The sequence below is a fragment of the Carboxydocella sp. JDF658 genome (assembly GCF_002049395.1).
Taxonomy (GTDB): Bacteria; Bacillota.
In genome coordinates, this window is the sequence record NZ_BDLR01000102.1 from 1 (window position 1) to 21,618 (window position 21,618).

Annotated in this window: 28 protein-coding genes; 2 read left to right on the forward strand and 26 right to left on the reverse strand. The window is 43.8% G+C overall.

The window, feature by feature from the left end; translation table 11 throughout:
* The 24 genes from JDF658_RS12025 to JDF658_RS12140 all read right to left on the reverse strand — a co-directional run.
* The coding region (locus JDF658_RS12025) for a substrate-binding domain-containing protein (protein ID WP_159446632.1) at positions 1 to 276 on the reverse strand (276 nt) is incomplete at its 3' end.
* Between the two features lie 2 nt (positions 277 to 278).
* On the reverse strand, positions 279 to 620 hold the full coding sequence (locus tag JDF658_RS12030) for a NifB/NifX family molybdenum-iron cluster-binding protein (RefSeq protein ID WP_159071947.1): 342 nt from the start codon (positions 618 to 620) through the stop codon (positions 279 to 281).
* Complete coding sequence (locus JDF658_RS12035; protein ID WP_079907806.1) at positions 589 to 1,440, reverse strand: radical SAM protein; 852 nt, start codon at positions 1,438 to 1,440, stop codon at positions 589 to 591. The genes JDF658_RS12030 and JDF658_RS12035 overlap by 32 nt, the downstream gene beginning before the upstream one ends.
* Before the next feature lie 74 nt (positions 1,441 to 1,514).
* On the reverse strand, positions 1,515 to 1,889 hold the full coding sequence (locus JDF658_RS12040) for a P-II family nitrogen regulator (RefSeq protein WP_078665326.1): 375 nt from the start codon (positions 1,887 to 1,889) through the stop codon (positions 1,515 to 1,517).
* Between the two features lie 16 nt (positions 1,890 to 1,905).
* A complete protein-coding gene (locus tag JDF658_RS12045) occupies positions 1,906 to 2,223 on the reverse strand; it encodes a P-II family nitrogen regulator (protein WP_078665327.1) in 318 nt (105 codons plus the stop codon).
* A complete protein-coding gene (locus tag JDF658_RS12050; protein WP_159446633.1) occupies positions 2,217 to 3,572 on the reverse strand; it encodes a nitrogenase component 1 in 1,356 nt (451 codons plus the stop codon). Before JDF658_RS12050 ends, JDF658_RS12045 begins: the two co-directional genes overlap by 7 nt.
* Positions 3,565 to 4,956 carry a nitrogenase iron-molybdenum cofactor biosynthesis protein NifE gene (nifE, locus tag JDF658_RS12055; RefSeq protein ID WP_078665329.1) on the reverse strand — a complete coding sequence of 464 codons (1,392 nt, stop codon included), beginning with the start codon at positions 4,954 to 4,956 and terminating at the stop codon, positions 3,565 to 3,567. Before nifE ends, JDF658_RS12050 begins: the two co-directional genes overlap by 8 nt.
* A gap of 30 nt (positions 4,957 to 4,986) precedes the next feature.
* The gene (gene nifK, locus JDF658_RS12060; protein ID WP_079907809.1) at positions 4,987 to 6,339 is read right to left on the reverse strand and encodes a nitrogenase molybdenum-iron protein subunit beta; all 1,353 of its coding nucleotides are present in this window, start codon (positions 6,337 to 6,339) and stop codon (positions 4,987 to 4,989) included.
* A gap of 16 nt (positions 6,340 to 6,355) precedes the next feature.
* Positions 6,356 to 7,942, reverse strand: coding sequence for a nitrogenase molybdenum-iron protein alpha chain (nifD, locus tag JDF658_RS12065; protein ID WP_079907810.1), 1,587 nt, complete (start codon positions 7,940 to 7,942; stop codon positions 6,356 to 6,358).
* A gap of 22 nt (positions 7,943 to 7,964) precedes the next feature.
* On the reverse strand, positions 7,965 to 8,786 hold the full coding sequence (gene nifH / locus JDF658_RS12070; protein ID WP_078665332.1) for a nitrogenase iron protein: 822 nt from the start codon (positions 8,784 to 8,786) through the stop codon (positions 7,965 to 7,967).
* A 261-nt stretch (positions 8,787 to 9,047) separates the two neighbouring features.
* Positions 9,048 to 10,070, reverse strand: a complete 1,023-nt coding sequence (locus tag JDF658_RS12075; RefSeq protein WP_242946676.1) for a hypothetical protein — start codon at positions 10,068 to 10,070, stop codon at positions 9,048 to 9,050.
* A gap of 62 nt (positions 10,071 to 10,132) precedes the next feature.
* Positions 10,133 to 10,243 (reverse strand): RCKP-type rubredoxin-like domain-containing protein, encoded by a 111-nt coding sequence (locus JDF658_RS15040; RefSeq protein ID WP_078665333.1) that lies wholly within the window; start codon positions 10,241 to 10,243, stop codon positions 10,133 to 10,135.
* Positions 10,244 to 10,260: 17 nt separating this feature from the next.
* The gene (locus tag JDF658_RS12085) at positions 10,261 to 10,878 is read right to left on the reverse strand and encodes an MBL fold metallo-hydrolase (RefSeq protein ID WP_079907812.1); all 618 of its coding nucleotides are present in this window, start codon (positions 10,876 to 10,878) and stop codon (positions 10,261 to 10,263) included.
* Positions 10,879 to 10,955: 77 nt separating this feature from the next.
* The gene (locus JDF658_RS12090) at positions 10,956 to 11,576 is read right to left on the reverse strand and encodes a hypothetical protein (protein WP_079907814.1); all 621 of its coding nucleotides are present in this window, start codon (positions 11,574 to 11,576) and stop codon (positions 10,956 to 10,958) included.
* 34 nt (positions 11,577 to 11,610) lie between these two features.
* Positions 11,611 to 12,006 carry a hypothetical protein gene (locus JDF658_RS12095; protein ID WP_079907816.1) on the reverse strand — a complete coding sequence of 132 codons (396 nt, stop codon included), beginning with the start codon at positions 12,004 to 12,006 and terminating at the stop codon, positions 11,611 to 11,613.
* Between the two features lie 175 nt (positions 12,007 to 12,181).
* Entirely contained in the window at positions 12,182 to 12,691 is a 510-nt protein-coding gene (locus JDF658_RS12100; protein WP_079907818.1) for a zinc ribbon domain-containing protein, read from the reverse strand.
* A 200-nt stretch (positions 12,692 to 12,891) separates the two neighbouring features.
* Positions 12,892 to 13,305, reverse strand: a complete 414-nt coding sequence (locus JDF658_RS12105) for a hypothetical protein (protein ID WP_079907819.1) — start codon at positions 13,303 to 13,305, stop codon at positions 12,892 to 12,894.
* 13 nt (positions 13,306 to 13,318) lie between these two features.
* Positions 13,319 to 13,651, reverse strand: a complete 333-nt coding sequence (locus tag JDF658_RS12110; RefSeq protein ID WP_078665339.1) for a hypothetical protein — start codon at positions 13,649 to 13,651, stop codon at positions 13,319 to 13,321.
* A complete protein-coding gene (locus JDF658_RS14270) occupies positions 13,644 to 13,826 on the reverse strand; it encodes a hypothetical protein (RefSeq protein ID WP_143312000.1) in 183 nt (60 codons plus the stop codon). The genes JDF658_RS12110 and JDF658_RS14270 overlap by 8 nt, the downstream gene beginning before the upstream one ends.
* A gap of 118 nt (positions 13,827 to 13,944) precedes the next feature.
* Positions 13,945 to 14,406 carry a hypothetical protein gene (locus tag JDF658_RS12120; RefSeq protein WP_078665341.1) on the reverse strand — a complete coding sequence of 154 codons (462 nt, stop codon included), beginning with the start codon at positions 14,404 to 14,406 and terminating at the stop codon, positions 13,945 to 13,947.
* Positions 14,393 to 14,740: a hypothetical protein gene (locus tag JDF658_RS12125; RefSeq protein ID WP_079907821.1), complete on the reverse strand. Its 348-nt coding sequence runs from the start codon at positions 14,738 to 14,740 to the stop codon at positions 14,393 to 14,395. The genes JDF658_RS12120 and JDF658_RS12125 overlap by 14 nt, the downstream gene beginning before the upstream one ends.
* Positions 14,740 to 15,582 carry a hypothetical protein gene (locus tag JDF658_RS12130; protein WP_079907822.1) on the reverse strand — a complete coding sequence of 281 codons (843 nt, stop codon included), beginning with the start codon at positions 15,580 to 15,582 and terminating at the stop codon, positions 14,740 to 14,742. Before JDF658_RS12130 ends, JDF658_RS12125 begins: the two co-directional genes overlap by 1 nt.
* 20 nt (positions 15,583 to 15,602) lie before the next feature.
* Positions 15,603 to 16,982, reverse strand: coding sequence for a cell wall metabolism sensor histidine kinase WalK (locus JDF658_RS12135; protein ID WP_143312001.1), 1,380 nt, complete (start codon positions 16,980 to 16,982; stop codon positions 15,603 to 15,605).
* 11 nt (positions 16,983 to 16,993) lie between these two features.
* Positions 16,994 to 17,695 (reverse strand): response regulator transcription factor, encoded by a 702-nt coding sequence (locus JDF658_RS12140; protein WP_174183001.1) that lies wholly within the window; start codon positions 17,693 to 17,695, stop codon positions 16,994 to 16,996.
* Between the two features lie 185 nt (positions 17,696 to 17,880).
* Here JDF658_RS12140 and JDF658_RS12145 point away from each other — a divergent pair, with 185 nt between their 5' ends.
* Complete coding sequence (locus tag JDF658_RS12145) at positions 17,881 to 19,473, forward strand: multicopper oxidase family protein (RefSeq protein WP_159446634.1); 1,593 nt, start codon at positions 17,881 to 17,883, stop codon at positions 19,471 to 19,473.
* Positions 19,474 to 19,531: 58 nt separating this feature from the next.
* Here the strand turns inward: JDF658_RS12145 and JDF658_RS12150 are convergent, their stop codons facing one another.
* The gene (locus tag JDF658_RS12150) at positions 19,532 to 20,683 is read right to left on the reverse strand and encodes a ParM/StbA family protein (RefSeq protein WP_079907827.1); all 1,152 of its coding nucleotides are present in this window, start codon (positions 20,681 to 20,683) and stop codon (positions 19,532 to 19,534) included.
* A gap of 189 nt (positions 20,684 to 20,872) precedes the next feature.
* On the opposite strand from JDF658_RS12150, the gene JDF658_RS15045 reads away from it, so the two are divergent.
* Positions 20,873 to 21,124 (forward strand): zinc ribbon domain-containing protein, encoded by a 252-nt coding sequence (locus JDF658_RS15045; RefSeq protein ID WP_159071950.1) that lies wholly within the window; start codon positions 20,873 to 20,875, stop codon positions 21,122 to 21,124.
* 39 nt (positions 21,125 to 21,163) lie between these two features.
* Here the strand turns inward: JDF658_RS15045 and dtd are convergent, their stop codons facing one another.
* Positions 21,164 to 21,613, reverse strand: a complete 450-nt coding sequence (dtd, locus tag JDF658_RS12160) for a D-aminoacyl-tRNA deacylase (RefSeq protein ID WP_079907829.1) — start codon at positions 21,611 to 21,613, stop codon at positions 21,164 to 21,166.
* Positions 21,614 to 21,618: the final 5 nt, after the last annotated feature.

The window sequence follows — 21,618 nt, forward strand, 5'->3', positions numbered from 1 at the left end:
CTGAACAGGTTCTATCCCGGCTGAAAGAAAAAGATCTATTTGCGCTCCATGCAATATTTGCTCTTTTAAGGTCTCTGAACCGCCATAGACAATTTTTATCTTAATGTTTTTGTTTTTTTGTTCATATTTTGTTGCCACTTCATCCAGGGGTTCTCTTAAACTGCTGGCAGCCGCTACCACTATAACTGGCGATTCAACAGCATCAGGTTTGACTAACCTGCTCCAACCGCCTATTGTGATAAGTAGGAAAAGGAAAATAATAATCCAGCTTCTCATAACTATCCATCCTTTTCGCATTGGCCAAGATAATGATCAAAAGTTTCAGCAACCATAGGGCCCAGCGCCCAGATCCCCTTGATTCCCTTTTGTTTCAATTTGGTTAAAGCTCCTAATCCAATGCGAACTGCCAGAACCAGCTGGCAGTCGGAAATTAGCTCAATAGTTTGATCCATCAGAGATTCATCCCCTGTTGATACGGGACAGGGTGGCCGATTGGCTCGTATATCCACTAATTTATACCCCTCATCCACAACCTCAAAAATATAAAACTTTCCCGCTCTGCCAAAGTGTTGATTGATAACTTTTCCATCACTGCTGGCCACAGCAAATTTTTTGATCATAATTGGACTCCTCCTCTCCCAGTAAACCGATAGCATCAGCCCGACACTGGCGACAATGATCCATTTGTGGTATAAATACCCTGTTTTGCTGGCGGATTCTTAATAATTCTTCCGGAGAAGGAGGGGTTAAATGAGCAAAATCCGCCTGAGGTATTAATGGCATAATATTCATCACATATACCCCTAAGTCTCGCATTACCCGGGCTATTTCGCTCACGTGATGATCATTTATACCCGGGATTAAAACTGTGTTAACTTTAACAACTATCCCATGTTTTACTGCTGCTTCAATTCCCATCAGCTGGTTGGATAATAGCTTGCTGGCACCAGACAGGCCCCGCAAAATTTGCCCTTTATATAAAACCCAGTCATAGATTTGATTTCCTATGGTAGGATCCACAGCATTAACAGTTACTGTTAAACTATCGATTCTCAAAGCTTTTATTTCCTCAATATAATCAGGTAGCAGTAAACCATTGGTACTTATACACTTGAGCAGCCCCGGGGCATGTTCATTAACCAGGCGAAAAGTTTCAAAGGTTTCTTTATTTGCCAAAGGATCCCCAGGTCCAGCTATGCCTACAACGCTAATGCGTTCGTCTTTCTCCAGAATTTCTTTAAGCCTGTATATGGCCTGCCAGGGTTTTAACAAAGTACTGGCCACCCCGGGCCGATTTTCATTGGCACAATCATATTTCCGCGAACAATAACGGCATTTAATATTACAACGGGGAGCAACCGGCAAATGCACGCGCCCTTTTTTCCCGGCTACTTCTTTATTTAAGCAAGGATGTTCAGTTATTTTTTGTTCACACCACATCTTTACTCCCACCTTTATAAAAAATCAGGAGCCTCAAAACCGAGGCTCCTTTGCCTTCCAGTATCACCGTTTTACTATTTAAGTGCTTCCTTTCCTTTTTCTGAAGTCCTAATCCGTACTACTTCCTTGATAGGACAGACAAAGATTTTGCCATCCCCGTAATAACCAGTTTGATTGACTCTGATAATGGTGTCTACAACCTGCTGGACATCTTCGTCAGCAACTATAATGTGCAATAATCGTTTGGGAATAAAGGAGTAGGTCGCCTCCTCGGAATACCTTTCACTAATTATTTCTCCCATTGGCGGATCAATTTCACTTAAAATACCTTTTTGTTTACCTCGACCACTGACACTGTATAAATGAAAAGCATTAAACCCCAAACCATCCAGAGCTGCCTTGGTTTCCTGAATTTTAGAGCGGCGGAGAATAGCCATCACTTCTTTCATAATTTCTCCCTCCCCGCTATAAGCCTTTGCTGCCGGTTCTGATAGTATAAACTTCCTCTACGGGCGAAACAAAAATTTTACCATCACCGATATTGCCGGTTCGAGCCGTATTTTCAATAATCTTAACTGCTTTATCTGCTTCTTCATCCTGAACAACCAGCATTAATTGAACTTTAGGAAGCTCGTCATAAACAATTGGTCCCACTTGAATTCCTTTTTGCCTGCCCCGCCCAAAAACATACATTTTGGTCAAGGAAATAAAACCGGCATTTGCCAGTGCTTCCACTGTTTGTTTTTCTCTTTCCGGCCGGATAATCGCCCTGATCATTAACATTTTGTTTCCCTCCTTAACTTTTTTTGTTCAAGTTCCAGATAAGCGTTGGCCCACAAATCCAGTAACCGCATTGCTCCTTCATAACCTACAATCAACTGACGCTGACTGCCAAATCGGTCATCCACCGGGAAACCAGTCCGAACCAGGGGTATTCCCTCTGTCCGTTCGATATATTCCCCATCCGAGCCTCCAATCAATAAATCAGCTTTACTTTGTCTAACTGCCTGTCTGATTTCGGTAAAATCAGCCCGGTTTAAAATTACAGGTCGCCTGGTTAAATTTCGGGTAAGTTGTTCTAAGCGCTGGACAGTCTCAGGATTATCACCGCCAATACTTAAAACAGCCGGCTGCATTCCCAGTTCCAGGGCAAAGCCAGTTAGGGCCTCAACCAGATCAGCATCTCCATAAATAGCCGGGCGTTTGCCGAAGAGAACTTTGTGGGCATCCACCATGGCATCCAGCAGGCGATTTCTTTCTTTTTCGATTTCCGCCGGCAAGGATTGCAGGCCTTTCAATCTCAGCAGTTGACCCACAAGACGATCGGTTCCTTTGAGCCCGACAGGCAAGGGTATTCGTTCCAAAGGAACAGCAAATTCCTTTAATAAATAATCTCCCACAGTTTCCAGTTTTGAAGAGCTTAATCCCATTTGCATAGTATAACGGGCCTGGGCCAATCTTCGGATTTGAGTTAAAGGGGTACCTCCCTCTGGAATAAGAGGATAAGAGATAGTAGCTCCCTCATCCAGAGTCTCAGAGTAATCAGGAAAGATAACAGCTTCTACTTCAATGGTTGCCAGCAAGCGCTTGAGATAGCGGATATCGGCCGGTGAAATTATGCCCGGAATCAAGTTAAGATCATAACAGTTTTTTTGTTGCGGGGGCTTAACTAAATGTTTGGCTATCTGGTAGATCGCTGTATAATAACCTTCCAGATGAGTACCAGCATAACTGGGGGTAGAAACAGGTACTATCTCCACGCTGGCTGTCTTTCCTTCCTTTTTCAGCTTCTCAACCATTAGTTCTACATCATCACCGATAGTTTCCGCCAGACAGGTAGTAGGAATGCCAATCATCTGTACCGATTGATATTGACGCAGAATATTGGCAAAAGCTCTCTCCAAATTGCTTCCTCCGCCATAAATGGCGTCCTTTTCTGTTAACGCCGTGGAAGCTATATCTACCGGTTCATTAAAATGTCCGCCTAAAAATCGTCTCATATAAGTAGCACAGCCCTGGGAGCCATGCAGGAGGATAACAGTAGCTTCCACCCCTTTTAATGCCAGTACCGCTCCCAAAGGCATACACAGTTTGCAAGGATTGACTACAGCTTTGTACTCATGCTCAGCCATAGACATCACTCCTTGTCATCCGGGCAGCAGTTACCAGCTGGGACCAGACCGGGCTGAGCACAGTTGCTGCAACTTCACGGGCAAAATTGAGCATACCCTCATAGCCGGCAAAACTTTTCTTCCGTTCATGGTTAAAATCCACAAACCCCTTACCCGCCTTATAGGCCAGAGGTCGTTCTTTAACACCTCCAACAAGAACATCAGGCTGAAATTCAGCTAAAAAAGCGGATAGCTCCAGGGCTCCAGCATCATCAATTATTACTCCTGTGTCTCCAAGCTCACGCTGAATTTGCTTGTATTCCTCAGCTTTCCCCGTCTGAGAACCAGCGATAACAACTTCCATTCCCAGATCCCGGAACATTTTAATTAAAGAGATGGTTTTAAATGCTCCTCCCATATAAACTGCTGCTTTTTTGCCTTTAAGCATCTGCTTGTATTGTTGTAATTCCCAGGTGATTAAATCTCTTTGTTTTATACAAAAACGACGGGCACGATATACGATTTCCTCATCCTGGCTGGCGAAAAACTGAGCAATATCCATCAACGCTTGTTCTGTATCCTGCAACCCGGCAAAACTTACTTGAAGATAAGGAATACCGTATTTTTCTTTCATTTTCCTGGCAAGGTAGGTCATTGATCCGGCACACTGAACAACATTTAATTTCGCCGTATGAGCGCGGGCAATCTCATCTACCCGGCCATCTCCAGTGAGTGTGCTAACCACCTCTATTCCCAGAGCCTCAAGATAGTTTTTGATCACCCAGAGTTCTCCGGCGAGATTAAACTCTCCTAAAATGTTGATACTTAAGGGTGAAACAGGGGGAGGAGCAGGGTGGGTGCCGATCAGTTTCAATAAGGCGTCACAGGCTGCCCGGTACCCTGCTGATTTGTTGCCCATAAATCCTTCTGACTGCACCGGAATAACACGAATTCCTGTTTCAGCTTGAATTTGCTTGCAGACGGCCTGCAAATCATCGCCAATGATTCCGGCAATACAAGTAGCATAAACAAATACTGCCTGTGGCCGGTAATCGCGAATTATTCCGCGCAAAGCCCCTGCCAATTTGGCTTCCCCGCCGAAAATCACATCTTTTTCCTGCATATCGGTGGAAAAACTGTTACGATACAAATCCGGTCCGGAGGTTAGACTGCCACGAATATCCCAGGTGTAAGCAGCACAGCCTATTGGCCCGTGAACCAGATGAGCCGCATCAGTAATTGGGTTTAATACCACTCTGGCGCCACAATAGACACACCCTCTCTGACTTAAAGCCCCTGCCAGGGAATTTACATCACAAACAACATCTGCTTCCTTATCCTTACGCTGGTAGCAGATTTGTTTTTCCCGGTCAGGCAGCAGGATATTTTTACAGTTTAATGCCATAATCTTTCCCTCCTTTCCGGAATAAAAACCTTACTGAACCAGCTCCAATCTGTGTTTTTCAATAAACATATCTTTCCAATCAAGCAGGGTATTGCCAATACGCTCGGCCAGCCAGGCCATTCCCCGGTAACCAACTAGAGGAAAATGCTGCAAATTAGCCCGATCCAGGACAGGAAAACCAACGCGAACCAGAGGTATTTTTTCTTCCCGGGCGATAAATTTTCCGTAGGTATTGCCCAGCAGTAAATCTACCTTTTCTTCCTTAATCCAGCCATGCAAAGTAAATAAATCCGCTCCATTTGCAACCCTGGCTTCAGGAGTCAGGGCCTCAACCTGCCGTTGCCAGCTGTCACTCCTGGTTCCGGTTACTACATAGGCTGGAATCAGGCCCAGGGTTTTGGCCATACCCACCAGCGCCAGGGTAAGGTCGGGATCTCCATAGATAGCCACCCGTTTACCATACCAGTGAGCATGGGCATCCAGTAACATATCCATCAACCGTCCTCTTTCCTCTTCCAATTCAGGCGGAATTGGTTTTCCTGTATATTTGGCCAGGGTCATCAAGAATAGGTCTGTATTTTCAACCCCAATCGGCACAGGTAGCACTTCTAAGGGCACTTTAAATTTTTCTTCCAGATACTCTCCAGCTAAGAGATTGGCTTCTTCTCCCAGGGCAATGGTAACCTGAGCATTGGCCATATCTTTAATGTCTTCGGTCCGGGTGCCACCGTCCTGATAAAGCTTTAATTCTCCAGTCATGGGCGCATCCAGCACACCGGACACATCAGGCAAGACAATAGCGTCAATGTCCATCAAGCTCAAGATGCGCTTTATTTCCCGCACATCCCCCGGGTTCACAAAGCCTGGAAGCAAATTGATTCTGGAGTTTTTTTCGCCTGGTGTGGCCAGGGCTTCTACCGCTGCTTTGATCATATTGGCAAAACCAGTGATATGACTGCCTACATAACTGGGCGTACTGGCACTGAAGATAATCAAATCTTCCGGTACTTCCCCTGTTTTCTTCAGCTCGGCAATAATTCCAGGAACATCATCCCCAATGGTTTCCGCTGAACAGGTAGTGTGCACAGCCACTACCTGCGGTCGATATATCTTAACCAGGTTTTTAATACCCTGCTTTAAGTTGGCACTTCCCCCAAAGACCACCTGGCCTTCAGAAAAGGAGCTGGTTGTACAGAGGGCCGGTTCCCGAAAATGCCTGGATAAATGCATGCGCAGATAAGAGGCACAACCCTGGGATCCGTGGCTGTGAGGCATACAGCCATGAATCCCCAGAGCCGCATAAACGGCTCCAATGGGTTGACAGGTTTTAACGGGATTAACGACTAATGCTTCCCGCTCAACAGCGTAATTGACTGCCTTCATCTTTTTCCCCTCCTGTTTACATACTTGCCCAGGGTGGAGTAATTTGTTTCCACAGGGGATTGTTAATAGCCATATCCATATCCCGGGCAAATTGGATTGCTCCTTGAAAGCCAGTATAGGGCCCGCTATAGTCGTAAGAATGGAGCTGGCGGGAAGGTATGCCCATTTTCTGGGTCACATACCGGTCCTTAATCCCGGACAAAAACAGATCAGGTTTAATTTCTTTAATTAGAAACTCAGTTTCATAGTGGTTAAGATCATCTATTACAAAGGCCCCTTCTTTCATGTGCACCATCATGCCTTCGTAATTCATCAGGTGGTCAGGTAGTTCATGTTTTTTGCGCTCAATAAACTGTTCATCAAAAGGGGGTTTATGGCCTGGTTGCAGCTTAAAGGTATAATCATCAATGGTTTTATGATAGGGATGGGGTTTGATTTCAGGAATGATTTTTCTACCCTCATAATCATCCCGGTGGGCAAACTGGTAGCCCGCCATAATAACTTCCATCCCTAAATCAGCGCAAAGCTCCTGATAATGATGAGAACGGGAACCACCGGTAAAAATCATAACCTTTTTGCCTTTTAGCCGTTGCCGGTAGTATTCCAGTTGCGGCTGAATGGCCGCCAGTTCCTCGGCTATCACTTTTTCCGTATTAGCGGTTAATTGTGGATCATCAAAAAACCTGGCCATTTCCCTTAAAGATCTAATGGTTGCTTCAATACCGATGTAGTTAACTTTCAACCAGGGCACTCCATATTTTTGCTCCATCATCTGGTTGGAATAATTGATGGAACGGTGACACATCAGGATAGATAGTTTAGCCTGATGAGCTCTGGCCAGGTCCTCGTATTTGGCATCACCGGTAAACACGCTGACTACCCGGTAGCCGATTCGCTCCAGCAAGGGCTTAATGACCCAGACATCACCCCCGATGTTATATTCACCGAAGATATTAATATCAAATGGAGTTGGATTTTCCAGTTCCTGAGTCCCTACAACCCTGGTAATCACTCCGTTATTGGCAATATGGTGGCCTGCTGACTGGCTTACGCCTTTGTACCCTTCACAGCTGAAAGCCAGCACTTTCACCCCCAGTTCCTCTTCGGCCTTTTTTGCTACGGAATGAATATCATCTCCGATTAAGCCCACAGGGCAAGTAGCATAAATCCCGATGTATTTAGGTTTAAAGATTTCATAAGCTTCCTTTATCGCCTGATAGAGCTTCTTTTCTCCACCGAAAACAATGTCCTTTTCCTGCATATCAGTGGAGAGGCAATAGTGATTGAAATAATCATAACCTTCTTCGGGAGTGGCAAAATGTCTTCTCGTGTTCCAGGTATAGAAACCGCAACCAATCGGGCCATGGGTTATATGCAAAACGTTTTTGATCGGTCCCATCACCACTCCTTTACAGCCGGCATAAGTACAGCCCCGGTTGGTCATAATGCCAGGAATAGTGGAAACATCCGCCAGAATGTGCTGGTCAGGAGCAGCCGGGTCAATTACCACCATATGTTGTTTTCTTTCCTTGGCAATTTTAGACGGATAATGTTCTAACATCTTTTCAAGGATCTGCTTGTGCCTTGCTTTTTCTATAGCCATAGTTCCACCCCTTCTCAGTTTGTTAATCCAGTAACCCGTATTCAATCAGCAATTTCTCCAGCTCATCCTGATGTAGAGGAGTAGGAATAACAAACATGTCATTTTCATCGATATTTTTTGCCAGACTGCGATACACATCAGCCTGAGGGGCTGTTGGGTCATAATCAATCACAGTCTTTTTATTGATCTCAGCCCGTTGCACTATATTGTCCCTGGGTATAAACTGAATCAGCTGTGTTCCCAGTTTTTTGCAAAAAGCTCTGATCATTTCCTCTTCGTTTTCAACTTTTCTACTGTTGCAGATAATACCACCGAGACGCACCCCGCCCTGGTGAGCATATTTACGGATACCCTTGCAAATGTTGTTGGCCGCATACATTGCCATCATTTCCCCACTGGTAACAATATAGATTTCCTTGGCCTTGCCTTCCCGAATCGGCATGGCGAAACCTCCGCAAACCACATCCCCCAGAACATCGTAGAAAACGTAGTCCAGCTCCTGTTCATAGGCATCCAGGTTCTCCAGCATATTAATGGCAGTAATAATACCCCGACCGGCACATCCCACCCCGGGTTCTGGTCCACCGGATTCCACGCACTTAATACCACCAAAACCCAGTTTCATAATATCTTCCAGCTCTACCATGCCCTCGCCTTCTTCCCGCAACACATCCAGTACCGTTCTCTGGGCCAGCCCATGTAGAATCAAACGGGTGGAATCAGCTTTGGGGTCACAGCCCACAATCATTACCTTTTTTCCTGCTTCCGCCAGAGCTGCCGTCAAATTCTGGGTGGTTGTAGACTTGCCTATCCCGCCTTTTCCATAAATAGCTATTTGTCGCATTAATATCGCCTCCTGAATTGTTAAAGTATAATTCTTCGCTCCTCTCCAACAAAAAACGGAGTCATTCGCAATTGCTTCGCGAATGACTCCGTTGCCACAGTAGGCACTTCCCTGCACCCTATTTTCATTTGTTAATGCAAAAAAGGCTTTTCAGAATCCCACCTTCTGAAAAGCCCCATCGCCTTGGAGTACTTCATCGTACTGAATTTTACAATGCTATAATACAACAGGTTGTTATTGTTGACAACAGTTTAAACAAATTTATACTGTATACTTTTCCTTCAATTTCTTGGCCAGTTCCTTTAACAACCGAAAGGCCCTGGTCACGGTGGCATCCCCATCAGCATTGATCAAACAACAGCGAGCCGGAGCCAGCCAGGCCTGTTTTACTAGTAGCTCCCGGTCTACACCGTGCTGGGCCAGATAATCCCAGTATTCCTCCAGTTTGCCGAGCAAATAAGGCAGAGCATATTGCTCCTGTTCAGCAGTCAGGGTAGGAATAATTCCCCAGGCAATAATTCCGCCCCGATCCAGAAAGGCCTTGATTTCCCCGGTATAGCGGGAGAAAATGCGGCCACAGCCCAGGGCATCCAGGGATAAAATATCCAGCTCAATCTCCCGCAGCAGAAAGGCCCAGTCCGGGTTGCCGCAGAGATGCACTCCTTTCGGCCCCTCCAGCATGGTGAGAAAACGGGCGTAATCCTCCCTCGCCCTCTCACTGGTATAGCCGGAAAAGGAACCGAAGATTATCTCCAACCCCGGCTCATCCAGCCAGACAAAAGCATTGGGATTTTTGGCCGTCAGTTCCCGGTACTGGACATTCACTTTGCGGGCCACGAAATCGAATAAGAGCTCCCGCACTTCTGGATGATAGATGATGGGCTTACGCTCCTCATCAGTGATTTTCAAGCCCATGCTGACCGGGCCAATAGCCTGGCCCCGAATAGCCTGGTAAGACTTTAAATCCCGGGCCAGAAAACGGCGGTAAACCACAGAATATTTTTCTGTCAAAGTAAAGTTATTTTCATCTTCTGTCAACAAAAGATAATTCTCCAGTTCATTATAAAAAGCTGGCAGACTGTAATTTACCCTCTGGTTCTGCTCGTCAATGCTGATGCCGGGAAAATGCTCGGTAATCTGTACATACATATCCTCATAGTAACTCACTTTAGGCAATTGCGGCCAGAACGGAATATCCAGGGACAAAGCCAGATCCAGAGCTTGTTCAATGTCGGTGTGGGGCATAATGCCCATTGCCGTTGTCGCTAAATCTCCCTTCAACACAAAAACCACCCCCACCATCATTATAACAGATAGCAGGGAATGGTCCTGTGTTTTACATCACATTACTGTTCCTTTTTGACAAAGGTGTCTTTGCCCTCGCACTGGGGACACTTTTTCGGCTTACAGCGCCCTTCCTTTTCATAACCGCACTGGGTGCACTGGAATACGGCCATCTTCGCTCACCTCCTTCTTAGAGAAAAGGATTACTGACCTTTTCTTCCCCAATGGTAGTCTGAGGCCCATGCCCGCAATATACCTCTGTCTCATCGGGCAGGGTCAGTAAACGGTTGCGGATGGACTGCAGCAGCTGGGTATAACTGCCGCCGGGAAAATCGGTGCGGCCGATACTGCCGGCAAAAAGGGTATCGCCGACGATCACAAAACCAGCCCCTTGTAAACAAATGCCTCCCGGGGTATGGCCCGGCGTATGCAGAACTTTCAACTCAATTTCCCCCAGGCGAAGGATATCCCCCTCTGCCAGGGTCCGGTCGGCTGGTTTGAGGGCCAGATTAAACCCCATCAGCAAGGATAGATTCCCGCGGCTGCTGGTCAGCATTTCCGCATCCAGGCTGTGGATTAGCACCTCGGCTCCTGTAGCTTCCCTTAACTGGTCATTGCCAGCCACATGGTCGTAATGCCCATGGGTATTAACGATATATTTCAGCTTCAACCCCTGTTTGTTCAGTTCCTGCAGAATCCGGGGGACATCCCCACCTGGATCCACAACCAGCGCTTCCCGGCTTTCCTTATCGCCGAGCAGATAACAGTTGGCTCCCAACATACCCACGGGAAACCAGGTAAAAATCATTTCCTTTTCACCCTCCTTCTTTATTAATCATAACAAAAAACAAGGCCGCTTTCAAAATTCAGCGGCCTTGTCCATTATTACACAGTTTGTGGTTCAGCATTAGGGGTATTTGGGGCTTCATTTACAGTTTGTACCCTGTTTACAGTAGTTCCGCAGGTAGGACAGTGCTGCCAGTCAGCATTCAAGCCCTTTCCGCATTTGACACAATAAGCCCGGGCCTGATTGTTTTTAAAGAATACACTCTTGTTATCTCCCTCGGTGAGATACTTTTTCAAAAAGACTACCAGTCCCACTACTAATCCAACAATCAATAAAATGGCAAATAGGTATATGGCAAAATTGAAAATCCCTGTCAGCAATCCGGTAAAATCCCCGTTTTGCAAACCAAAACCTGATGCGTTGGTCTGCATGTGATTGGCCATGCCAGTCATAACACTTGGGTCATAAGGCATATGTCCCACACTGCCGGAAATGTTGAACTGCCCGTATACCGGCATGTGCCCCATGGGCATTTGTCCCGCCGCCATTTGTTCCATTGGCATTGGCCCCATCGGCATTTGTCCCATCGACATAGGCCCCATTGCCATTTGGTCCATTGGCATTTGTCCTTGGGACATAGAACCCATCATATCCATATCCATTCCCATGTTGTCCATAGAGCCGCCAGAACCGCCCATTCCGCCCATCATCATCATCATCGTCCATTCCTCCTTTTACTTACTTCTATTTGACTTACATCATAGGCATATTGGACATACCGCTATTCATATTGGCTTTCATTTGCTCGTGTAATTGATGTAGCGTCTGCCGCATTTGCTGCATCTGCATTCTCATCATTTGCATGTTGTAGTACATAGCAGGCAACATATTATTGTAATATTCTGCTTGCCCCTGGTTCATCTGGAAGTGCTGAGGCATATTCCCCATATAGTTGTGATTGGGATAACCTTCAAATGCCTGACCCTGGTACTGAACAACTGCAGCTCCCTGTTGTCCGTGTACCATTGCCGAACCGCCATGGGCGCTACTGTCACCACCTGATATGGCCTGGATTAAATTTAAGCCCAGAATACTGAAAACCAGGCCTGCCAGGGAGACTACCGCCAATCTAAGCCACTTGTTCTCCATACTCTTCAACACCTCCTTTCTTTAATGCATTGGCATCTGGTAATAGTTATGCATTGGTCGACCATACGGCATATAATTCATATGCCCGCCTTGATTAATGAAACCCCAAGGGCCGAAAAACAGATCAAGGATAAGGTTTAAGATGATTATCGCAATGAAGGAAAACAAGGCTAATTTAAACCACTTGTTCATTGTTCTTCCCCCCCTCTTTGTTGTTTTCTATTGCCTGGCCGCAGCTGGGACAGTATTCCCATCCGGCCAATAATTCCTTACCACACTGGAAACAGTCTTTTTTCAAACTTTCTTTACACCGGGGGCAAAAACGAAATTCTTCCGTTAAGCGTTCTCCGCATTTGGGGCATACCAATTGATTCCCCTTTATTTTGTCCACAAGCAGACTGAAATCGATAGTATTAAACTCGGCCAAATACTGTTTACCCCATTCGTACAATCCTGCCAGAACCCCTACCAGAACCAGTATCCATAAAATTTTGATTGTTAAATTGATCAAACCAAATAATAATCCTCCTATAGCTACACCTGTAGCCGCTGTCCCTGGTAAATATTCCCTATACGTTCCTGGAGTTGAAGATATCTGGGAAAAAATCAACCATAATAAAAGTACCCCACCTAACACAATTACTGCATTTTTCCAGTTGGTGTTGTTTTCTTGTGGCTTACCCATCCCTGTCACCTGCCTTTCTGTAGAAAAGTCAGCAGTTCTTTACATTTGTCCTGTAGACAAATGATGAATGAAATATCCAATTGCGCCTATGATCGCCAGGGAAACGACTACAATTGCAGCAATCATTCCCTTGTTGTTCATACCATTACCTCCTTTCTTCTCTTGCTCTAGTTTAATCCTAAAACAACGTTATGGAGTTTTTATGGAGAATGGGAAAAATCTGCGAAAAAAATTTTTTCCATCTGATTAAGCTGATTCTCCATAACTTCCAACTGCCAATCCATATTCGCAATAATAGCGCCATAATTAACCGGTTGCATTACGGGCGAAAAATTACTACTGCTGCCATGATTATGATTCTCCTGTCCTGCTCCAAGAGTTTGTAATACTCCTAACGAAAATACGCTCAAAAACAAAAACGCAGCTGAAATATAGGCAAGCCGTAACCATTGTGGCTGTTGCCCTTTAGAACGACTTGTTCTTTTTCCAGTTTCTGGTTCAGCCCAGACCAGCGTCCGGTCAATTGCCTTCAATGCCAGCAACCCCAGACCAATTACCATTACCACTATCATTAAATAAACATATAGATTTCCCACCTGAGCCAGGTTATACATATCCTTCACCCCGCTAAAACCAAAGTACTAACAACAAGACCACTCCACCGGCTAAAATAGGTACAAGCAAAAATATTGCCACAGTAGTCAAAAAAGCCATCCCTTCCAGCAATGATGTTAATAGATGGTGTCCGGATAAATTCCCCATACCGTGGTCTTCTGCTCCCTGCCTTAGTAAAATAGCTGGCGTGATTTGCCCGGCATGATGGACTTTCATCATCCCTCCCATACTCAGTCCCATACCGGTCATCTGTTCCGACAGGTTTTGCCGGTTAGCAAACAAACCGGCCAAAGTTAGAAAGCCAAATAAAATCACCAGAATCCAAAAACTCGATTTTTTATCCATTCTTTCGCACCCTCCTCATCTTGAGGATGGCCCCAATAAAGGCTCCGGCAAAAATCGCCGGGAATACCAGAGCTCCGGTTTTGGTCAACAAGGCACTGACAAAACCATGATTTTCTAAAGCCCAGCCCATGAGAGAGTTATGCATGGCACTCATCATGCCATGCATCCACCTCATCGTTTGTTCCTCCGTCGGTCCTGGACTAAAAAGGGATATAATCACTCCGGTCATGACAAAAAAATAAAAAGTAGCACTAAACCAAGCTAATAATTTATACCAGCTTTTTTTTAACATTTTATCCTTCCCCCAGTTCCAGCGGTAAACCGTGGGCCTTATCGTATATGTGCCAAATTATTACCGGCACTGAAATAAGGGTTAAAAGATCATGGATTACTACTGCAAAAGCAAGAGTAACATGAGAAAAACCTTCACAAACCCAAATCAAAATTCCGCTGAAGGCAAAAAGTAATGTTGATACCAGTACGAAAATACCCATCCCTGATTTTTTTACCACCAGCCAGGCAGTACTTCCCTGATAATGACCTGATAACTTGGTTACCTCAATGAAAACGGCGACTAGAGTCAGCAGTATAAATACTGCGGCCAGAGTCCGGTGTAAATAATCGGCCCAGGCCAGTTGATAATCCATCAACCAGCCAGTTTTAGCCCCCATCAACACCAGGCCGCTAATCAGCAATAAACCGAAGACAACTGCATACAACCAGTGCAGGAGAAAATCAAGCTTAATTTCTTTCACTTGCCGCCTCACTCCCACAATAGGGACAACAATTCCAGTGGTTCCCCAATTTCTGCCCACAATTTAGACACACCCTCCTGCTGTCCACCTGCCTAACTAATTGTTGCCACAGCGGTCCAGCCTGTTCTTTCAGCAAACTGTAAAACCCGTAAATAAACATTCCTACCAGAACAAGCATTAATAACTGGATAACAACGTTAATTATCCCTGTATATTTGACCATCATCTGATTGGGACCGAAGAGCAGGGAAAAGAGTAAATCAAAAAAGATTAATCCTAGTACCAGTACCAGCAAGACCCTTATGAGCTCATTATTTTTCAGTTCACTTAGCATCAGACATCACTCTTTCCTGCCTGCGCCTGGGGCTTAAGCAGGCTGTTAATAAACCCGACCAGGGAAGCAAAAATACCGAACAGAGATAAGAACAAGATTCCATAAATTACGTATACTACTGAATTGACGTTGAGTAAGTTAGCTAAACCACCCAATCCTCCTGTATGGCTGGCGTTCTGATGTCCGCTGGCCATCTGATTGTTAGATTGGGTATTGGGTTGGGTATTGGGCTGGATATTGGGCTGGGTACCGGGATATTGATATGGCACATAGTTCTGATAAGGTTGGACCGGATAAGGATATACTGGATAGTAATAGGATTGAGGCTGTTGCGGTTGAACCAGGTAGTAATTTACTCCGGCTTGCCGGGTTTGGTTTATATCCTGAGCCATTGCTTTTTGCGCTATATCCAGCAAAGTTAACCCCTGGGCCATCTTGTAAATACCGGTATGGATTTTCTCCATATCAACCCCATCACTTTTTTTCGTCTGTCCCCCATTCTTCTCCCCGGGCAAATCTCCCGCCTGTGGCTGGCTATCATACATTTGCCCACCTAAAATCAACTCTGCTCCCTGTTTAATAATTGAATTTGCTTCCTCCATTTTTTTCAAAGTCTCTTCCGGAGCGGCGATTTCCTTAACAATAATCTTGGGGGTTTGTTCGCTGGCATCTTTTGGCTTTTCTTTCGGTATCTGTTCTTGCATCTGGTCCTGGTTCTGTTGCTGCGCTACATTATGCCCATTGGAATTACCGTGATTGAACCCTACTAAAGCTCCTCCCACTGCGACAATTACTACCAAAACAACAATTAACGACCCCAAAATCCACTTTAATACCCTCATTCTTTTTTCCTCCTTTGTTTTTATTTATTGGGTATGGTTACAATAACTTCTGTCCCCTTCCCCACCTCACTGGTAACCTGTATTTTCCCTTGATGAGCCTCTACAATAGCCTTGACAATAGCCAAACCGATACCGGCACCTCCGGTAGAACGAGCGCGGGAAGCATCTGCTCGATATAAACGGTCAAAAATATAGGGTAGATCCTTTTTAGCAATACCTATACCGTTGTCATTTACAACGATGTGGCTCAAGCCGCCCCGTTGAAACACATTAATAAAAACCTCACCACCTTCCGGAGTATATTTCAAACTATTGGTTAATAAGTTAACAACAACTTGCCCAATTTTTTCCCGGTCAGCAATGATTTCACACGGCTGCCCGCTGAAAGTCAGGGCAATCTTTTTTTTATAGAAATCCCGTTGAAAATTAGTTATAATGTTATTTACCAAACTTGACAAATCAAACTTAACTTTATTGAGTTCTATTTGTCCGGTATCGTATTTATTAAGTTTTTCCAGATCATTTACCAGACTGGTCATTCTTAAAATTTCCTCATGACAGCTGATTAACCGTTCTCTGGTTGGCTCCCAAATCCCCTCTATTAAAGCCTCTAGATGACTTTGCAAGGTTGCTAAAGGTGTTCGCAGCTCATGGGCTATATCTGCAGTTAATCGCTTATTGCTTTCCTCCTGTTCTCGCAAATCCTCTTCCAGTTGTTTTATTGCATAGGCCAATTCTTTTATTTCACTGATTTTAGTATCGATCAATTTATCGCGAAAACTTTGCCGTCTTGACGCTATCTCTTTAGCCGCTTCTACTATTGCCCCTAATTGACGGCCCATTGTTTCAGAAATTCGGGTACTGAACAATAAAACCATCAAAAAAGAAATTCCAGCTATTACTAGCAACGATTTATTCAATGAATTTAAGAAAAGGATGTCATGTTCATTTAAAAAATAAGTATCATAATAACTAATTGTTAATTTCCCAATGGACAAATTATCCGGGCCTTTAAGCGGATATTCTTTAGTAATCAACGAAGGCTTGACAGTTTTAAAATATACCCCTGCCCGTGCCTGGATCTGTTCCAGCGTCTGCCGGTATGTTTGTGGATCAATCTGTTGCGGTGACCACAGGGTCTGACCCTGGCTATCTGTTAGAGTTATTAAATAACCTTTCGCCAACATTTCCTGACCTGATTTGCTGATTTGCTCCCGATTCCATTTACCATCCCTGTAAAATTCGGTAAATTCTTTTACAATTTTAAGATGTTCCTCACTCTGCAGTTCATGGATATAATTTAAAAAATGCTCGTTGATCAGCATGTGCGTGGCAAGGGTAACCAGAAAAATTGTCACTACCGCCAATGCACCATGGGTTAACAGCATCAACCAGCGCAAACGCAGAATTATCAGCCTCCTCCTCCGAATTTATAACCAAAGCCATGCACTGTTAAAATAAACTGAGGGTGTTTGCTGTCCTTTTCAATTTTCTGTCGAAGATTTTTGATATGAGTATCAATAGCACGTTCATTACCGGTGTAATCATAACCGAAAACCCTGATTACCAATTCATCCCGGCTAAAAACCCGTTGCGGGTTTTTACACATGGTTATCAAAATCTTGTATTCACTGGGAGTTAAATTTATATGTTTCCCCTCCACTTTAACTTCATGGGTAATTGTATCAATTTCTAAATAGCCATTGGCAAAAGTCAATTTATCTGACTTTATCTGCTCAGAGTCATCTGTCCTTCTTAATATTGCTCTCACCCGGGCCATTAATTCCTGGGGGCTGAAAGGTTTGACAATATAATCGTCTGCCCCTAATTCCAAGCCATTGATTCTGGATTCTACCTGACTTTTAGCAGTTAGCATAATAATGGGAACCCCGGATTTCTTTCTTATCTCCATACAAACTTTTTCACCACTGATATCAGGCAACATTAAATCCAAAATAATCAAGTCGGGATTAAATAATTGAAACCTCTTCAACGCCTGGCTCCCATCAAAGGCACAATCTACCTTATAACCTCCTTTTTGCAGGTAAGAGGTAATAACCTCAACAATTTTTTTCTCGTCATCTACTACCAGGATTTTCTTGGGAAACGCCAAATTTATCACCTCCTGTCGTAGTTTCAATTATTTTAGTGTAGCTAATTTCTTTCTACGATAATATTCAACAACAAATTTGTGTAGATTTTATGTAAAAACCGTGAAAAATTTGCGAACTAAGTCACTTTCTCTACACAGAATCTCCACATTCGACATGTAAAATGATGTCAAAAGGAGGTAATGCTATGCACAGGATAAACAGGCGCGATTTTTTAAGATATTCCGGCTTTGCAGGATTTTCTTTGCTCACAGGAGGAATCGGAGCTATCCTTGAAGGCTGTACCATTCACTCAACCAAAACACCGAAAAGTTTTGTCACCCCTTTGATTGTTCCTGACACCGCTGGACCTCTAGCTCTTTATAAACCCGATTCTGAAAATTTTAAAATAGAAGCAGGTACAGCGAAATTAAAAATCGTCAATGAGAAAGAATCTTTATTAAATGTATATAAAATAAAACACCAGGAAAAAACTCTAATTAACCCAACAATATTGGTGCAAAAAGGCCAGGAACTCAGGGTCACCCTGGAGAACGGTCTATCCGAAGATACTATAATTCACTGGCATGGTTTAATGGTGGAAGATAAAATGGATGGTCATCCTGCTTATGCTATTAAACCTGGTGAAAGGTATGAGTATAAATTTAAAGTGAAAAATCGTGGTGGTACATACTGGTATCACCCTCATCCAGAAAACCTTACTGCAAAACAGGCATATAAAGGATTAGCGGGAATTCTACTGGTTGAAGATGAGGAGGAACTGCAGCTGCGTCAATCTCTGGAATTGGAACTGGGAAAAAACGACATACCTCTGGTAATCCAGGATAAGCGTTTTGACCAAGCAGGTAACATACTATATAACCCTGATGATATGGAAAAGATAATGGGTTTTCATGGAAACAAAGTTCTGGTAAACTTAACTTTAAATCCGCTCCTCAAAGTAGCCAAAAAATTTTATCGTTTCAGGATATTAAATGGTTCTAATGCCAGAATCTATTGTTTATCGTTGCATAGTGAACAGCGAAGGGATTTTATCCCTATCTACTTAATAGGAACTGATGGTGGTCTTCTTGATAAACCATACAAAATTAATAAATTTTTTATCTCTCCAGGGGAAAGAGCTGACATACTGGTTGATTTCACCTCATTCAATACCGGTGAGGAATTGTTTTTTAAAAGCCTGGCCTTCGACCCTATGGACAATGAAGATGCAGAAAACATGGATAATATGGGTATGCAACATGATTCATTAAAAGCAGGAGAAGAAATTAATATACTCAAAATTGTCATCCACCGGGAAACAGAAAAAACGTTTAAAATTCCCCAAAACTTATCTAGCCTAAAACCAATTAATATTAAGGATTCATTGACCAGAAAATTCAGGTTATCATTTACAGGTAAACAGTGGCAAATTAATGGTCAAACTTTTAATATATCGCAGTTTCCTGTAATTGTTAAGAAACACAGCAAAGAAATATGGGAAATTGCTAATGATAAAAAAAGCATGCCTCATCCGATGCATTTGCATGGTTTTATGTTTCAAGTTCTGCAGCGTTTGAATAGCCCGAAACAAGTACAGGACCTTGCTATTGACCAAAGTGGTCGAACCGCTATGGACCTGGGTTGGAAAGATACGGTTTTAATTTGGCCAGGGGAAACAGTAAGGATAGCCATCGACTTCACCCATGATTTCACCGGAGATCAGGTTTACCTGTTTCATTGCCATAATCTCGAACATGAAGATCTCGGCATGATGCTCAATCTAAAAGTTAAAGAATAAAAAACAAAAGCCCTCAACCCCTTCTTTCGGTACAGGTTGAGGGCGTAATTATCTTTAATTACCTCAAAGACAGTAGACTAAATTCTTCTTTTTCTACACTATCGGAATTCTTAACAAAACGTTTACTCAGTATTCTGGCATTCTTCCAGGCACCTAAAGCATTAAGCATAATGGGGTTTTCGGCAAATAGCAAAGGCACGGGCTCCAATAATTCCTTGATAATATCTTTATATAACAGCGAACCACCACCATATAAAATTAGTCCGGAAATATCCGGCAACTGGATGCCTGCAGCTGTCGCCTTGGAAATAAACTCTTCTATCAATTGTCTACCTTCCTGTTCTATGTACTGCCGACATATCTGATTGAATTCAGGTATTTCTTTGCCATAACATAGTAAATTTCCGTCACCAATAATAACACTATCTACTTTATGCCTTGGTATACTCACTTTATATTCAGTTTTTATGTAGTCTAAAATTCGGTTTGCGGGATCAATGGTCCCACGGTCAATCCCAAAAAAAGTACGCGGTTCCAGATTGTCCAGCACAGTTACGTCAGAGGTTAATGAGCCGATATCTAGCCCCAAAATCATCTTTTCCCCAAAACGGCTTGCCACTTGCTGTATAATTTCTCCTTCTTCATCATACATCAGTGCATTTAAAGCACAGAGACCTTCGGGCTGAATATCCACTTCCAATATATCAAATTCCACTTCCACTCCATTAAATATCGGATTTAAGAATTTAACTTTATGAGTTCCAAGCAAGGAATTACGCAAAATATTAATATTATCCTGTTGATTAGCAAAATATTCCTCGGTTGGTAGCATTGTGCCGAGAATTATTTCTTCTTTTATCTGCTTACAGTTGGGTTTCAGCAGCGAAACTGCAATCGCAGTCAAGAGGACAATTCTAGTTTGCAAATCTTTGGCCTTGCCCTTATGCCGGTCAGCAACAGTCCTCTCTTTTATGATACCTCTGTTAAAATTATAGGCCATTTTTCCGACGAAATATCTGCCCAGATTTTGCCCGGAGCTCAAGATTTCTACTTCCAGGAGATTTAACGGGTTACGAGTATCATCATTTACAACTCTTCTGGCATGCCAGGGAGCCGATATATTTAATATACAAAATTCCCTTTTTGTAGGCCCAATAATTTTAAATGCATCATTACCCAAATCTGCACCCACGGTTAAATAATTCTTCATCGCATCCACCCCTTAAGTTTAGTTTAGCTAAGGTAATTATACCTAATCCAAGTAAACCTATCAACATATTCTGGTTTATTTCCCATTATTCGACATTTATTCTGATAAATCGATTGGTTTCGCTTTTGACATTTACTTGCTTTGTATTTTATGATAACATCAGAATATTTTTTTCAGAGGTGAATCGTTTTGGCTGGTTCAATTGATACATGTGAAAAATGCGGGAAGCCTGTCAGAGAAGAATGGAACTACTGCCCTTTTTGTAAACATCAGCCAGTACTTACCCGCTGCCCGCATTGTCTAAAAAAAGTAAAACTGCGCTGGCAGTATTGTCCTTTTTGTCGCGCCAATATCAAGGGAAACCGCACGACTGCCACAATAAACGCAGAAGCTAATGCCTGGCTCCGAGCAATATTGGAATCCACTGTAGCCACGAAATAATGCCGGCAAAAAATTTGCCGGCATTTCCTATCTGCTTTTTTAAAATATGCGTTTACTGTCCAGCAACATGGTCACCGGGCCGTCATTGGCCAGCTCTACCAGCATTTCGGCCTGGAACTGGCCGGTAACCACTGATAACCCCTGTTCTTCCAGCAAAACCCTTACCCGCTCATAAAGGGCCAGAGCCTGTTCCGGTGGCGCCGCTTCAGTAAAACTGGGCCGCCGTCCTTTGCGGCAGTCGCCATAAAGGGTGAACTGGGACACCAGCAATACCTCTCCACCGCTATCCTTTACCGACAGGTTGAGTTTACCCTCCTGGTCGGGAAAAATGCGGAGATGGGCAATTTTCTCTGCCAGATAGCGGGCATCTTCCTCCCCATCGTCCTGCCCTACTCCTAATAACACCACCAAACCAGGTCCGATTTCCCCAATAACTTGACCGGCTACTGTTACTCGACCGTAACGGGCCCGTTGCACTACTGCCCTCATCCCTC